Origin of the sequence: Burkholderia sp. LMG 13014 (assembly GCF_905232215.1) — a bacterium.
GTDB lineage: Bacteria > Pseudomonadota > Gammaproteobacteria > Burkholderiales > Burkholderiaceae > Burkholderia.
On sequence record NZ_CAJNKE010000005.1, the window covers coordinates 1 to 14,633 of the forward strand.

The 14,633-nt window shown below is 66.2% G+C and carries 14 protein-coding genes; 2 read left to right on the plus strand and 12 right to left on the minus strand.

The window, feature by feature from the left end; all coding sequences use genetic code 11:
- Nucleotides 1–33: 33 nt before the first annotated feature.
- Nucleotides 34–1,077, minus strand: coding sequence for an alpha/beta fold hydrolase (locus JYJ84_RS01560; protein ID WP_175219253.1), 1,044 nt, complete (start codon nt 1,075–1,077; stop codon nt 34–36).
- 398 nt (nt 1,078–1,475) lie between these two features.
- On the opposite strand from JYJ84_RS01560, the gene JYJ84_RS01565 reads away from it, so the two are divergent.
- The gene (locus JYJ84_RS01565; protein WP_226238285.1) at nt 1,476–1,871 is read left to right on the plus strand and encodes a hypothetical protein; all 396 of its coding nucleotides are present in this window, start codon (nt 1,476–1,478) and stop codon (nt 1,869–1,871) included.
- A 210-nt stretch (nt 1,872–2,081) separates the two neighbouring features.
- Here the strand turns inward: JYJ84_RS01565 and JYJ84_RS01570 are convergent, their stop codons facing one another.
- The 7 genes from JYJ84_RS01570 to JYJ84_RS01600 form a co-directional block, all read right to left on the minus strand.
- Nucleotides 2,082–2,336, minus strand: coding sequence for an RNA-binding protein (locus tag JYJ84_RS01570; RefSeq protein ID WP_122948831.1), 255 nt, complete (start codon nt 2,334–2,336; stop codon nt 2,082–2,084).
- Between the two features lie 29 nt (nt 2,337–2,365).
- Complete coding sequence (locus JYJ84_RS01575) at nt 2,366–3,544, minus strand: acetate/propionate family kinase (RefSeq protein WP_175219251.1); 1,179 nt, start codon at nt 3,542–3,544, stop codon at nt 2,366–2,368.
- 4 nt (nt 3,545–3,548) lie between these two features.
- Nucleotides 3,549–4,487 (minus strand): phosphate acetyltransferase, encoded by a 939-nt coding sequence (locus tag JYJ84_RS01580; RefSeq protein WP_174962061.1) that lies wholly within the window; start codon nt 4,485–4,487, stop codon nt 3,549–3,551.
- Nucleotides 4,488–4,506: 19 nt separating this feature from the next.
- Entirely contained in the window at nt 4,507–6,849 is a 2,343-nt protein-coding gene (locus tag JYJ84_RS01585) for a DUF3141 domain-containing protein (RefSeq protein WP_175219249.1), read from the minus strand.
- 60 nt (nt 6,850–6,909) lie between these two features.
- Nucleotides 6,910–7,719 (minus strand): enoyl-ACP reductase FabI, encoded by an 810-nt coding sequence (gene fabI, locus JYJ84_RS01590; protein ID WP_374102081.1) that lies wholly within the window; start codon nt 7,717–7,719, stop codon nt 6,910–6,912.
- 331 nt (nt 7,720–8,050) lie between these two features.
- The gene (locus JYJ84_RS01595) at nt 8,051–9,328 is read right to left on the minus strand and encodes an epoxide hydrolase family protein (protein WP_175219246.1); all 1,278 of its coding nucleotides are present in this window, start codon (nt 9,326–9,328) and stop codon (nt 8,051–8,053) included.
- A gap of 204 nt (nt 9,329–9,532) precedes the next feature.
- On the minus strand, nt 9,533–10,237 hold the full coding sequence (locus tag JYJ84_RS01600) for an SDR family oxidoreductase (RefSeq protein WP_175219244.1): 705 nt from the start codon (nt 10,235–10,237) through the stop codon (nt 9,533–9,535).
- Nucleotides 10,238–10,371: 134 nt separating this feature from the next.
- Here JYJ84_RS01600 and gcvA point away from each other — a divergent pair, with 134 nt between their 5' ends.
- Nucleotides 10,372–11,292 carry a transcriptional regulator GcvA gene (gene gcvA / locus JYJ84_RS01605; protein ID WP_175219242.1) on the plus strand — a complete coding sequence of 307 codons (921 nt, stop codon included), beginning with the start codon at nt 10,372–10,374 and terminating at the stop codon, nt 11,290–11,292.
- Here the strand turns inward: gcvA and JYJ84_RS01610 are convergent.
- The 4 genes from JYJ84_RS01610 to JYJ84_RS01625 form a co-directional block, all read right to left on the minus strand.
- Nucleotides 11,265–11,852 carry a pyridoxamine 5'-phosphate oxidase family protein gene (locus tag JYJ84_RS01610; RefSeq protein WP_175219239.1) on the minus strand — a complete coding sequence of 196 codons (588 nt, stop codon included), beginning with the start codon at nt 11,850–11,852 and terminating at the stop codon, nt 11,265–11,267. The two genes, gcvA and JYJ84_RS01610, sit on opposite strands and share 28 nt — an antisense overlap.
- Nucleotides 11,853–11,947: 95 nt before the next feature.
- Nucleotides 11,948–12,139, minus strand: coding sequence for a hypothetical protein (locus tag JYJ84_RS01615; RefSeq protein WP_175219237.1), 192 nt, complete (start codon nt 12,137–12,139; stop codon nt 11,948–11,950).
- Between the two features lie 12 nt (nt 12,140–12,151).
- Nucleotides 12,152–13,351: a PLP-dependent aminotransferase family protein gene (locus tag JYJ84_RS01620; RefSeq protein WP_174962051.1), complete on the minus strand. Its 1,200-nt coding sequence runs from the start codon at nt 13,349–13,351 to the stop codon at nt 12,152–12,154.
- A 312-nt stretch (nt 13,352–13,663) separates the two neighbouring features.
- On the minus strand, nt 13,664–14,632 hold the full coding sequence (locus JYJ84_RS01625; protein ID WP_174962049.1) for a hypothetical protein: 969 nt from the start codon (nt 14,630–14,632) through the stop codon (nt 13,664–13,666).
- Between the last annotated feature and the right edge of the window lies 1 nt (nt 14,633).

Sequence of the window (14,633 nt, forward strand, 5' to 3'; positions counted from 1 at the left end):
CGCCGCGATGCACGCCGCCCACGCGAGCCCGCCTCACAGATGCTCCACTTGCAGGATCGCATCGGCGAACGCCTGCGGCGCTTCCTGCGGCAGATTGTGGCCAATCCCGCCGGTAATCGTCCGGTGCTGGTACTTGCCCGTGAACTTCTTCGCGTACGCGGCCGGTTCCGGATGCGGCGCACCGTTCGCATCGCCTTCCATCGTAATCGTCGGCACGGTGATCGCGGGCCCGGCCGCAAGACGCCGTTCGATATCGTCGTATTGCGCCTCGCCCTTCGCGAGCCCGAGGCGCCAGCGATAGTTGTGGATCACGACGGCCACGTGATCGGGGTTCTGGAACGATGCCGCCGAGCGTGCGTAGGTTTCGTCGGAGAACTGCCACTTCGGCGACGCGAGTTGCCAGATCAGCTTGTTGAACGCGTCGCGATTCGCGGTGTAGCCGAGTTCGCCGCGCTCGGTCGTGAAGTAGAACTGATACCACCACTGGAATTCGGCCTGCGGCGGCAGCGGCTTGCGGTTCGCCTCCTGGCTGCCGATCAGGTAGCCGCTCACCGATACCAGCGCCTTCACGCGCTGCGGCCACAGCGCCGCGATGATGTCGGCCGTGCGCGCGCCCCAGTCGTAGCCGCCGAACACCGCGCGGTCGATCTTCAGCGCGTCCATCAGCGCGACGATGTCGACGGCCGTCACGGCCTGCTGGCCGTTGCGCACCGTGTCGGCCGAGCGGAACGTCGTCGACCCGTAGCCGCGCAGGTACGGCACGATCACGCGATAGCCGGCCGCGACGAGCAGCGGCGCGACTTCCGCATAGCTGTAGATGTCGTATGGCCAGCCGTGCAGCAGGAACACGACGGGGCCGTTCTTCGGCCCGAGGTCCGCATACCCGACGTTGAGCACGCCCGCGTCGATCTGGTGAATCGTGCCCAGCGACGCGACGCCGGCCGAGCGCTTCGTCGCCGGCGCATCGGGCGCCGACTGCGCATGCGCGAGGGCGCTGAAGCCGAGGTCGGCGAGGCTCAGGCTTGCCAGCGTCGTACCGAGGATCAGGCGGCGGCGGGTGTTCACGGTTTCAGGCATGACTCGTTCTCCATTGTCGATCGCTACGGAAGGGGCCCGCGGCACGTGCGGGCACTCGGGAATCGGCGTTCTCGGTGGCGGTGCAGGCACTGCGCCGCCGTGTGAATCGCTTCACCGGATTTATATCCGATCCATCCAGAGGCTTTGTATCCCAACGTATCTGTGTGCGAACACGACACACGGCGATTCAAAAAAGGGGCGAAGAACGACGCTTTCGGGCTACCGCAAGGCGCCATCGGCCCCGTGGCGTCGGCGTCGGCACCGAAACAACCCGGCAATCGCGGGCCTATGTTCGCGTCATGGAAATGTGTGGTCGCCCCCGTCCGTGCCACCGATTGCCCGATTACGGCGATACTCCGGTTATCGGGGCGACAACCCATTCGACTTCAGGTGACAAATTGACTGACGCCAATGAATCAGGCGCACTCCAGCCAATGGAAGTCGCTCGGCAGCCGCCACTCTGGCTCGCGACAATCCGGACCCTACTCGGGCTTGCGGCGCTGGCGCTCGCAGGATTGTCCGGCTACTCGGCGGGGTACTGCGGGCAGCTCGGTGATGCACTGCTCTGGACCGTGTACCTCGCGGGTTCAGCGGTTCTGATCGCTTTCATCGACTATCCACACGATATATTGATCGGACTCGTTGCCTGTATCGCAGTCGCCGCGATCGCCCGGCGTCTTCAATGGTTCAGGGTGACGTGGATAGAATTCCTGGTCGCGCTGACCGTTGTCTTCTTTGCCGCATCGATCGTGATGCGGTTGATGGGTTCACATGGTGCATGCAGCGTTCTGTGAGATGCATGCCATCGCTGCTCGACTGCTGACGTGACGACTACCACTTGATTCGCAAGCGTCAGCATGTTCAAGAACGCGGACCACACAACCCATAGCTCGCGCTCACCGTTCAAACCGCGCTTGTGCGCGACACAGCGACCGACCGCGATATGGCCGGAGCATCTTGCTGCGCGTCCCGACACCGCACCGGCTCCGGCCATGCAAAGCCGTTCACTCCTTCCGATCCGGCAGGATATGCGCACGAATCGAGCGCCCCCGCCACGATATGTGGTCGATCCGCTCGCGCAGCGTGTAGATCGCGACCGACGACAACGTATTGAACCTGAGCAACGCGATGGGGTCGCCAATCCCGGCCGGCACGCGCTCGATCGAATCGAACAGCGGGAATCCATGCCGTTTCAGGAACGCGCCGACTTCGTCGTCGCGTGCGTGTTCTTCGACGTTGACCAGCAGTAGTTCGGCCATGACGGCTCCTTTCCTTGTACGTCCGTCCGTCACCGGATCAACCGGCGCGTATGCTGCGCGATCATCAGCTCTTCGTTGGTCGGGATCACCCACGCCGGTACGCGACTCGACGCCGTCGCGATCAGCGGCCCGTCCGCGCGGTTCGCTGCGACGTCGATCTCGACGCCGAGCCAGGCCGCGCGGCGCAGCACCCCTTCGCGAATCGCCGCCGCGTGCTCGCCGATCCCAGCCGTGAAAACGATGGCGTCGATGCCCTCCATCGCGGCGGCAAGCGAACCGAGTTCGCGCGCGATGCGGTAGACGTACAGCTCGATCGCGAAGCGCGCGTGCGGATCGTCGCTCGCGAGCAAGGTCCGCATGTCGCTCGACAGGCCGGACACCCCGAGCAACCCGGAGCGCCGATACAGCAGATCCTCGACGGCGCGCACGTCCATCCCGAGTTCGTCCATCAGGAACAGCACGACACCCGGATCGAGGTTGCCGCAACGCGTGCCCATCGGCAATCCGTCGACCGCCGTGAACCCCATCGTGCTCGCGACGCTCTTGCCCGCCACGAGCGCACACATGCTCGCGCCGTTGCCGAGGTGGGCGACGACCGTGCGCCCGCGCGCCGCCTGCGGCGCAACGTCGGGCAGCACGCTCGCGATGTATTCGTACGAGAGCCCGTGGAAGCCGTAGCGGCGCACGCCCCGGCTGGTGATCGACTCGGGCAGCGCAAACGCCTGGGACACCGTGGGCTGCGTGCAATGGAACGCCGTGTCGAAGCAGGCCACCTGCTCGATACCGGGCTGCACCGCTTCGAGGATGCGAATCGGCGTCAGGTTGTGCGGTTGATGCAGCGGCGCGAGCGGCGTGAGTTTTTCCAGCTCGGCGACGATCTCGGGCGTGACGCGCACCGGGCCGCTGAAGCGTTGCCCGCCGTGCACGACGCGATGGCCCACCGCGGCGAGACGGTGCCCTTCCTGGTGATCCTCCAGGAACGCGGCGATCTGCTCGAGCCCTTCGTGATGGCCGAACGTATCGCCGCCGGCCCATTGCCGCTCGTGACGCTCCGCGTGACGGTCGACGGCGCTGAAGTGCGCGGTGGCCGTATACAGGCCGTCGACCTGACCGTGCACGATCAGCCCGAGCGTGTCGCCCTGCACGTCGAATGCGGAAAACTTGATGCTCGACGAGCCGGCATTCAACACCAGAATCACGTCTGCCATGGCGTCACCCCGCGCGCCTGGCCGCTTCACGCTGCACGTTCGCGACAAGCATCGCGACCGCACAGGAAGCCAGCCGGGTGATCAACGAATCGGCACGACTCGTCAGGATGATCGGCACGCGCGCGCCGAGCACGATCCCCGCCGCGTCCGCGCCGGCCAGGAACGACAGGCTCTTGGCGAGCATGTTGCCGGCTTCGAGATCCGGCACCATCAGCACGTTCGCGTGCCCGGCCACCGGCGAATCGATCTGCTTGATGCGCGCGGCCTCGGGATCGATCGCGTTGTCGAGCGCAAGCGGGCCGTCGACGAGCGCGCCGGTAATCTGCCGCCGGTCCACCATCTTGCACAGCGCGGCGGCTTCGAGCGTCGACGGCACTTTCGGGTTGACCGTCTCCATCGCCGAGAGGATCGCCACGTAGACCTGCGGAAATTCCAGCGCATGCGCCAGATCGATCGCGTTCTGCAGGATGTCGACCTTTTCCTCGAGCGTCGGCGCGATATTGATCGCCGCGTCGGTCACGATCAGCGGATCGGCGTGCGCGGGCACGTCCATCACGAAGCAATGGCTGATGCGCCGGCCCGTGCGCAATCCGGCATCGTGCCGCACCACTTCGGCCATGAGCTCGTCGGTGTGCAGGCTGCCCTTCATCAGCGCGGACGCCCGGCCGTCGCGGACGAGTCGCACCGCTGCCGCGGCCGACGCCTCGCTGTACGGTGCATCGACGATCTCGTGAGCGCGGATCGACAGCCCGAACTCAGCGGCAGTCGCTTCGATACGTGCACGCGGGCCGACCAGGATCGGGTCGATCAGCCCCTTGCGCGCCGCCTCCAGCGCCCCTTCGAGCGAGCTTCGATCGCACGGATGCGCAACAGCGGTCGGCATCGGTGCCAGCGTCTGGCAGTGTTCGATGAGGCGCTGATATTTTTCGTGTCTGTTTTCCATCTCGGTTCCTTGCTGTCCGTCACTGCACACGATCGAGTGCCGCCGCCGGCCCCTTGGCCGGCCGCACGGCAGGCGGCGCACCCAGCACCGCGCGGATGCGTTGCAGGGCCGCCCACTGCTGCTCGCTCACCGACGCGCTTTGCACGCGCGCATCGCCCAGCAGCTTGTCCAGCAACGTCAGCAGCCGCTGGCGATCCTCCGGCCTGGCAAGCAGTGCCGGCAGCGTGGCGACGGCCTGTTGCGGCGCGTAAGTCGCGATGATCTCCTGCTCGCCATAGATGCGCCGCCACTGATCGGGCGGCAGGTCGGGCAGATACTCGGCGTAGGTTTCCGCGAGTTCGCGCTCGGTTGCAAGCTGCGCCAGCGGAAACGGTTCGCCGCTGCGCTCGAGCAGAAACGCGGCGCGCGCCACCGCTTCGGTGTAGCCGCCCCGGTCGATCGATGCGAGCGCCTCCTTCACGAACGGCAGGTCGCGGGGATCCGTCGCGACCGGCGAAGCCGCATGACGGTCGCGATACTGCTCCGCGAAATGCAGCATGAAGGGCTCGGTGTACAGCGTGAAAAACAGCGACTCGGTGCCCGCATCGCGCATCGCGCGGAAATAGTCGAGCGACGCGCTGACGATATCGGCGCCACGACGTTCGAGCTTGCGCCACGGCGCGATATCGTCGGCCGGCTGGCGGTGGGCCCGGACCGTGTCGGCGGCCGGCTTCAGCCAGCCGAGCCACGGATTCAGATCCGAAAACGCCCAGCGCTGAAAGCGCAGCGGATGAAAATCGCGCAACAGGCGTGCCGTGGTCTCGTTCGAGGCCTGCTGCACGAACGGCTGCATGAACAGTTCATAGGCGCGCTGCGTGAATTCGGACAGCTCGGCGACAGCCTCGAACGCTTGTTCGTCCTTGCGCCCGAAGCGGTTGAAGTGTTGCGCGATCTCCTCGAGACGGTGCTCGGCGAAGGTGACCTCGTAAGCGACCTGCCCGTCGGCGCCTTTCACCTCCTCGATCGACATCGCATAGAGGCCGGGCGCCAGCGTTTCGACGGCATCCAGCACGCTGACGATCTGCGCGTGCTCCTTCTTCGCGACCTTGCCCGACACGAAGATGCCGAGATGCCCCACATCCTCTTCCATCAACCCGATGATGACCTGCCCGCGCGACTTGATCTCCTCCGTGCTGCCGTAGATGTCCGCGACCCAGTTGAACGCCTGCTGCGGCGGCGTGATGTTGTCGCCCATCGACGCGAACAGGATGATCGGCGAGCGGATCTCGCGCAGGTCGAACGCCTTGCCCGCCCCGTCCCGCACCTCGCCGGACCAGAGCTTGTTGCCGATGAACAGGTTGTGCGTGATCCACTCGATCTCTTCGCGGTTCATCAGGTAGTAGCCGCCCCACCAGCGCTCGAACTCGAGGAAGCGCGGCGGCTCGGTGTCGATGTTGTCGTACACGTGGTAGTACTTGTCCCACAACGTGTTCGCGGGGTTCAGGTTCTCGAAGTTCTGCACGAGATAGGCGCCGTCGAACTTGCCGTTGCCCAGGTCCGACGAGAACGACGCGAGCCAGGTACCGCCGAGCAGGCCGCCGGCATAGCGCATCGGATTGTCGCCGGGCCCGTCGCTCCACGCACCGCTCCAGTACGACATCGGGGCACCGTTGATGACGATCGGGCCCGTATCGTCCGCCGACGAACTCGCGAGCATCATCGCGGCCCACCCGCCCTGGCAGTTGCCGACGATGGCCGGCTTGAGGCTGTCCGGATGCAGCGCCCGTACTTTCCGCACGAACGCCTGTTCCGCCGCACACACGTCGAGCAGCGTCTGGCCGGGCTCGGGCTCCTGGAAGAACACGACGAAGTACACGGGGTGCCCCGCGCGCAACGCCACGCCGACTTGCGAATCGTCCTTGAAGCCGCCGATACCGGGGCCGTGCCCCGCGCGCGGATCGATGATCAGGTAAGGCCGCTTGCCGGCGTCGACGATCACGCCGTCCGGCGGCTGGATGTGAACCAGCGCGTAATTGACAGGCCGTTCGAACTGCCGGCCGTCGAGCACGACTTCGTAGTCGAAATGAAGCACCGGCTTGAGCCCCTGGGCCGTACGCTCGACGTATTGCGTGCCGCGCTCGCGCAACGTGTCCCAGAACAGCAGCGAGCGCTGTACGGCATCGACCGCGTAATGCCACGCGCCCAGCGGCGAGAAAAGCGTGGTCAGGGGGGCGGCGCCCGGGTCGCGGCTGTCGCTGCCGTCGAGTGCTTCGCCTACTCGTTTCCCGACCTGTTCCAGCGCGTGCTGCGTGCGCTTTTGCAGGACGAGGGCAATCTCCGTGGCGATCTCATGACTGCGCGCCAGTTGCGTAACAGCATCCATAACACTGTTCTCCAGAGGGCAAGGTCCATCTCGACGCATTCCGGGAGCGGCCGCCTCGCGTCAGCCGAGCACGTGCATCCCTGCGTCGATGTAGTGAACGCCGCCGGTCATCGCCCGTGCGGCATCGCTGGCAAGAAAGGTGCACAGCCCGCCGACGTCGTCGATGTCGAGTGGCCGGCGCAACGGCGCGCGCCGTGCGGTGTCGTCAAGCAGGTGATCGAAATTCGGCAGCCCGGAGGCCGCCCGCGTGGGCAATGCGCCGGGCGAAACCGCATGCACGCGGATGCCGGCCGGCCCCAGTTCGACGGCAAGATAGCGAACGGTGGCCTCCAGCGCCGCCTTGACCGGCCCCATCACGCCGTACTCCGCAATGGCCTGGTCGGCGCCGATATAGGTCATCGCCATCAGGCTTCCGCCGGATGTCATCAACGGCTCGGCAAGCTTCGCCATCCTGATGAACGAGTGGCAGGAGGTATCCATCGCGAGTGCGAACCCGTCCGGCGAACTGTCGACCACCCGCCCGTGCAGATCGGCCTTCGGTGCGTAGGCAACGGCATGCAACAGAAAATCGAGGCCGCCCCACTTCTCGCCGATCGTGTCGAACAGCGCGTGCATCTGGTCGGCCCGGCTCACGTCGAGAGGCATCGCGATCGCCGGCTTCAGCTGTTCCAGCAGCGGCTCGACATACGGCAACGCCCGGTCGGATTGCCAGGTCACGGCCAGCTCGGCACCAGCCGCGTGAAAAGCGCGCGCACATCCCCAGGCGATGCTCTGCTCGTTCGCCATGCCGACGACGATTCCCCTTCGGCCTTCAAGCGGTCGCATGCCGTTGCACGGCACGCGTGACTCGCGCACGTCGCTATTCGTCATCGTGAAACCCCGGGTCGTATTTTTTCACGGAGCGAAACTGTGAAAGGGCCGATTGGCCTTTCCGCCGCGAATCATTGTATTAAGGGTTTCAAACCATCAGACAATTCATGCGATATATTTTTGATATTTATCAAAATCGCTTTTGAATCAAATAATTACGATGGAATGTTTCGGTCGGGCAGCGTGAATTTCATCGATATGTCATTCAATCGTGCGCGGAAGCGCGTATTGCTTCTGCAGACAGAAACAAAGTAACCGCTGTTTTCGCGATAAAGCAGAAGCGAACGCAAGCCGCATGACTGCGCCGCCCGCGTTCGCCAATCGTCCTCGCTTACCCGCGCCGCAACGGCCGGAACCCGGCACGCACTTCACGAGCAAACAGCTCCGGCTCCTCCCATGCCGCGAAATGCCCGCCCTTGTCGACTTCGTTGAAGTAGATCAGGTTGTGATAACTGCGCTCGGCCCAGCTGCGCGGCGCCTGGTAGATCTCACCTGGAAACACCGTGATCGCGGCCGGCAGCGAGATATCCACCGCATTGAAGTTGTTCGAGTGATCCTCCCAGTAGATCTGCGCGGCGGACGTCGCGGTGTTCGTCAGCCAGTACAGCGAGATGTCGTCGAGAATCTCGTCGCGCGGAATCGAGCGTTCGGGCACGCCGCCGCTGTACGTCCACTGCGAGATCTTGTCGTACATCCACGCAGCCTGCCCCGACGGCGAATCGGCGAGTGCATAGCCGACCGTCTGCGGGCGCGTGACCATCATCGCCGAGTAGCCGCAGTTGTCGCGATAGAACGTCGCGAGCTTCTCGTACGCGGCCTTCTCCTTCGGCGACAGCGACGCCGGTGCGGGCGCATCGGTCGCGAGCAGCGTCGCGATATCCGGCGGCACCGTCGCCGGCATGTTCACGTGTATCCCGGCCAGGCCCTGCACGCGCTGCATCGCCATCCGGTGCGAGATCACCGAGCCGCAGTCGCCGCCCTGCGACACGAAGCGCGTATAGCCGAGCCGCGCCATCAGCTCGCCCCACGCGCGCGCGATGTGGTCGGAACCCCAGCCGGTCTGCGTCGGCCGGCCCGAGAAGCCGAAGCCCGGCAACGACGGCACGACGACGTGAAACGCATCGTCCGCGCTCGCGCCGTGCGCGGTCGGATCGGTCAGCGGGCCGATCGCCTTCAGCAACTCGAAGATCGAACCCGGCCAGCCGTGCGTCATGATCATCGGCATCGCGTTCTCGTGCCGCGAACGCACGTGGATGAAATGAATGTCGAGCCCGTCGATTTCCGTGGTGAACATCGGGAAACCGTTCAGGCGCGCCTCGCCCTTGCGCCAGTCGTAGTCGGTGCCCCAGTAACGCAGCAACGCCTGCATGCGGGCGAGCCGCACGCCTTGCGATTCGTCGGCAACGGTCTCGCGGCCCGGCCAGCGCGTCGCGGCAATGCGGCGGCGCAGGTCGGCCACGGCTTCATCGGGAATGTGCGCGGTGAACGGGCGTATGCCGCTGTTACCGGTCGCCGCATGCAGCGCGGTGGGCAGCATCGCCGAGACCCCGGCGGCCACGGAGGTGGCCAGCAGGTGGCGACGCATCGGGGAAAACGGTGTGGAAGACATCGTTCGGCATCTCCTTTCGTGAAGTGGAAAGTGAACATGCCGCGCGCGGGAAACGCGCCCTCGCTTTCAATCCGGCGCGCCCTCGTCACGCGGCGTCGCCCATTTGAAAGGTCTGATGTATCCCGGATTTGTCTGATTTGTACGCGTTTGTAGCGGCTGCACGGCGAGCGGGCCGGCCGGTGCGGCCGCTCGCCGGTACGACGCTCAGAGCGCCTTGACGATCGCGCCGTCGACGCGAATGTTCTGCCCGGTGATGTAACCGGCACCGTCGGACAGCAGGAACGCGACCGTCTTCGCGATCTCGCCGGTCTTGCCGAAGCGGCCGGCCGGAATGCGCGCGACGATTTCCGGCGTTTCCGGCCAGCTGTCGATGAAGCCGGGCAGCACCGCGTTCATCCGGATGTTCTCGGCCGCATAGCGCTCCGCGTAAAGACGCGTCCACGCGCTCAACGCCGCGCGCAGTGCCGACGAAACGGGCATCGGCTGCTCGGGCGCGTCCGCCGCGAAGCTCGAGATGTTGACCACCGCGCCGCCGCCCTGCTTCTGGAAGATCGGCGTCACGCGGCGCATCACGCGCACCACGTTCAGCAGGATCAGGTCGAGACCCACGTGCCAGTTGTCGTCGGTGATCGCCAGCAGCTCGCCCTTCGGCGGGTGCCCGGTGTTGTTCACGACCGCATCGATGCGGCCGTAGCGCGCGACCGTTTCCTGCACGAGCCGGTCGATGTCGGCTTCTTCCGTCACCGAGCCCTGGATGCCGAACCCGCCCAGCTCCTCGCCGAGCGCCACCGCGCTGCCCGACGGCGACATCAGCGCGACGCGATAGCCCGTCGCCGCCAGTTCGCGCGCGATCGCCGCGCCCATGCCTTTGCCCGCCGCCGTGATCAACGCCACTTTTTCTACAGTCACGATTTGCTCCTCGTTCGAATCTTGCCGCCGCGCAGCCGCCGTTCGGCGCGCCATGGTGGTAATGTAGGCGCATCGATGCCGACTGTCGAACCAGTATTTCTGCCTCCAGCCGATAGTTTTTCTACAGCCTGACGATGCCGCCTCGCCCCTCCCGCCTGCCGCCGCTGAATGCGCTTCGCGCGTTCGAAGTGTCCGCGCGGCACCTCAATTTCCGCGCCGCCGCCGACGAGATCGGCGTCACGCAGGGCGCCGTCGCGCAGCAGGTGCGCCACCTCGAGGACGTGCTCGGCCTGAAGCTGTTCGAACGCCTGCCGCGCGGCCTCGCGCTGACGCACGACGGCGCCGCGTATTTCTCCGACGTGCAGCGCGCGCTGCACGCGATCGCCGACGCGACCGACAAGCTCGTGAAGCGGCGCGCCGCGCTGACGATCAGCACGACACCGTCGTTCGCGTCGAAATGGCTGATCCCGCGGCTCGCGCGATTCACTGACGCGCATCCCGACTACGACGTGCGCGTGATCGCCGACCCGCAGCTCGCGACGTTCCGCCACGACGGCGTCGATCTCGCGATCCGCTACGGCAAGCCGCCGTTCGGCAAGCATCTCGCCACGCATGCGCTGTTCCCGCTCGACGTGTGCGCGGTATGCAGCCCCGCGCTGCTGGCCGCGCCCGCGTCGTCGGGCGCGCTCGCGGGCCAGGTGCTGCTGCACGACGCGCACGACCTGTGGCCCGCATTCCTCGCCGCGATGCCGGATCCCGTCGACGTCGATCCGCACAAGGGGCTGCGCTTCAACCAGACGTCGCTCGCGATCGATGCGGCCGTCGCCGGCCAGGGGATCGCGCTCGCGACCGCCCCGCTCGTCGAGCGCGACATTGCCGCGGGCAGGCTGTGCAAGCCGTTCGATTTCGCGTTTCCGCTGTCGGTGGGGTTTTATCTCGTGTATCCGGCCGAGCGGCGCGACGACGATGCGATCGTCGTGATGCGCGAGTGGATGGTCGCGCAGGCGGTGTCCGACGAACAGCAGGGTCAGGGCGCGATCCAGCGGCCGTCGTAGCCGCCTTCACGCAAGTCGAACACTGCGCGGCGATGGCCGGTGCGCGCGAGTTCGAGCCAGTCGATACGCGTTACGGTCACGTGAAGCAGGCAGAAGTTGTCGTAGCCGTCATCCGTAGATGCGGCGCTGTCGACATGCGCGGCTTCAGGCGACTCGACCGGCGTACCCGGCGGCAATGGCGCGCGATACAGCAGCAGCGTATGCGGGCGGCTCGCTTGCCAGATCGCGCGCCGTTGCGCGTCGTCGTCGCAGATCGATGCAACACCGTCCACGCGAATCTGCACGAGCGCATCGAGATCGTTGGCGACGAGCGCGATGCGCGGATCGCGGCTTAGCTCCGCGACCTTCTCCGAACGCGCATCGGTATGAAACGACAGCACGCGATCGACGCGGCTCACCTGCCGCAAGACGATCGTACGTACTTTCGGCGCGCCGTCGATGCCGAGCGTCGCGGCCTGCAGCATCGTGAACGGCGAGCGCTGCGCGCTCACGCCGGATTCGAGGCAGGACCACAGGCGCTCGTAGGTGTGCGCGAGCGATTCGGACGTTGAGTCAGGCATGACGAAGCGGCGATCGTGCAGGTGGCGATCGCGCAAGCTTACCCGTTTGCGGCGGCAGCGGCACGCGCATCGCGCGCCGGCCGTCGCCGTGCGGCTCAGTTGTAGCCGAGCACGACCGGTGCCGCGTCGCCGATGTCGGCTGCCGGCTCCGCGCCGAAGCGGCCGAGCACGTCGGCCACATACTGCGGCCCTGCGCTGATCTGCGACGAACGGTGCGCGACCAGCCGGTGATCGCCCGCGCCCGATACTGCGCCCATCGATACGGTGTCGTTGACGGTGATATTCACGTGGATGTCTCCTCAAGCGGCCAGCGCCGCACCATACGCGCGCACGAGGCGCGCAACGCCTTCCCGGATCGCGTCGACGTCCGGCGCGGCGAACGACAGGCGCAGCGAGGCCGCGTCGACGTTGTCCGCGAAGAATGCCTTGCCCGGCACGAACACGATCTTGTTTGCGATCGCCTGTTGCAGCAGCACGTCCGACGACACCGCGCCGATCCGCGCCCACACGAACATCCCGCCTTCGGGTCGATGGAATTCGATCGCATCGCCAAGACCGTCGCGCAGCGCGTCGCACATCGCATCGCATTTGCGCTGGTACGCGGCCGTGATGCGCGGCAGATGGCGTTCGAGCGCGCCGTCGGCCAGATATTCGGCGGCGGCTGCCTGCGTCCACGGCGTGCTGCACAGATCGACCGTCTGCTTCGCGATCACGCAGCGCCGCGCGATTTCGGCGGGCGCAATGGTCCAGCCCACGCGCAGCCCAGGCGCGACGATCTTCGACAGGCTCGCGAAATGCACGAGCCAGTCGCGCGCGCCGTCCACTTCATCGGCGAGTGCCAGCATCGACGGCACGGCCTCGCCCGCGAAACGCAGGTCGCCGTACGGATCGTCCTCGACGATCAGGAAACGGTATTGCACGGCGAGACGCAACAGCTTCAGCCGGCGTTCTCGCGTGAGCGTCGCACCCGTCGGGTTCGCGAAGGTCGGCACCGTGTAGAGCAGCTTCGGCTGCGCGATCGCGCCGGACGCGAGCTGCTCGCCGAGACGATCGACGTCGAGACCGTCGCCATCGACCGGAATCGTCACGATGCGCGCCTGCTGCAGACGCATCGCCTGCAGCGTCGCCGGATAAGCCGGCTGCTCGGTCAACACGACGTCGCCGGGCGACACCATCACGCGCAGCAGCAGGTCGAGGCCCTGCTGCGAACCGGTCGTGACGAGCAGTTCGGCCGCCGTGCACGCCACCCCGCGGCGCCCCATCAGCGCGATCAGTTGCTGTTTCAGTTCGGCAAGGCCGTCGGTCGGGCCGTATTGCAGGCAGCGCACCGGCTGCGCGTACGCGCGCTCGGCGGCCGCGTTCAGGCCGTCGACGTCGAACAGGTCGCTGGCCGGATAGCCGCCCGCGAATGAAATCATGCCGGGTTCGGACAGGTACTTGAACAGTTCGCGGATCGGCGAACCAGCGGGATTCTGGAATGAGGGAGTGAACGCGTACATGTCGTCGTGAGCTGGATGGCGCGGGCGGCCGGGATAGCCGCCCGATGCCGGCCACCGCGGCGCGTCTGGCGCCACGGCGGTGAAATCGAGCCACGATTGTCGATAGTCATTAAGGCCGCGGCAAACGATATCTATGCACTAGGTCTTGCGGTTTGGTCATCAAATGGCGCGTGGGCGGAGGAAGCGAAACACCGGGTATGCCCACGTTTCGACACCGGATTCCGGGCACGTGTTGCCGGCGGAAAACCAATCTGTCCGATTGTTTCGCCACGCGTTCGCCCCGCCCGCCCGGCTTGCCGGGATCGCGCCGAATCAATGCGCCGGCCCCGCAGGCGCGACCGGCGGCGGCCCGGGCTTCCACGTCGAGAGCGCGCGCGTGAGGTCGTCCGACACGTAGTGCGGACCGTCGAACAGATAGACCGAATAGCCGCGATACGCGAGCAGTTGCTTGCTCAGCTCGTCGGCGCTGGCTGAACGGAACCCGCCGCGCTCGGCGGGCCGGAACGCCTCGGCGATGACCCGCACGCGCCGTTTGCCCAGTTTTGAAACGAGTTCGTCGAGGTAGCTGCGCGCGACAAACGGCTCGCGGGCATAGACGCCGCAGCCATCCTGGAAGAACACGCCGACGTCCGAAGGCAGCCACGCTGCGAGCCAGTCCGCGAGCGCCTTTCCGCCGATATTGGTCTGGTCGTACACGCTCACCCAGAGCGGGCGCGGCAGCCGTTGCAGGACCGCGGCGAGCTTGGGGGCATCCTGCCAGGTCGGATCGATTTCCACCGGGAAGTAGTAACCGGTGACATGCAGCGGGACGGATGCGTGCGCCACTTCCAGGGACTGGTCGGCGAGCGTCGACAGATGGGTGCGCGCACGTTTTTCGTCCTGGTAGCCGGCCAGGCCCAGGATGACGTTTCTGGCCCATGGCTCACGACCGATACGTTCCCAGTCGGGAAGGTGCGCAGCAGGCTGGATGCGGGTGTTGGGGAGGTACGCGGTATCGTCGACGACGGTCCATTGAATCAGCAGATCGCTTATGCCGAGCATCTGCCAGTTGCCGACCGGATTCGTCGTCGAGTTGTCCACTTGCCAGACGATGCCGTCCGCGTGCACGTCGTACGCGGTCCAGCTGCACGCGGCCACGACGAGCGATGCGCCGATGGCGGCCAGCGTCGCCGCCCGGGACGAACGCGGCGCGGTGGCGAGCAGGCCCGGTCGTGCTGCGAGCCGAAACCGGCCCATGCGCTGTCGAATCCTGCGCAAGGCCGGGATCGCGTACGTGGTCATC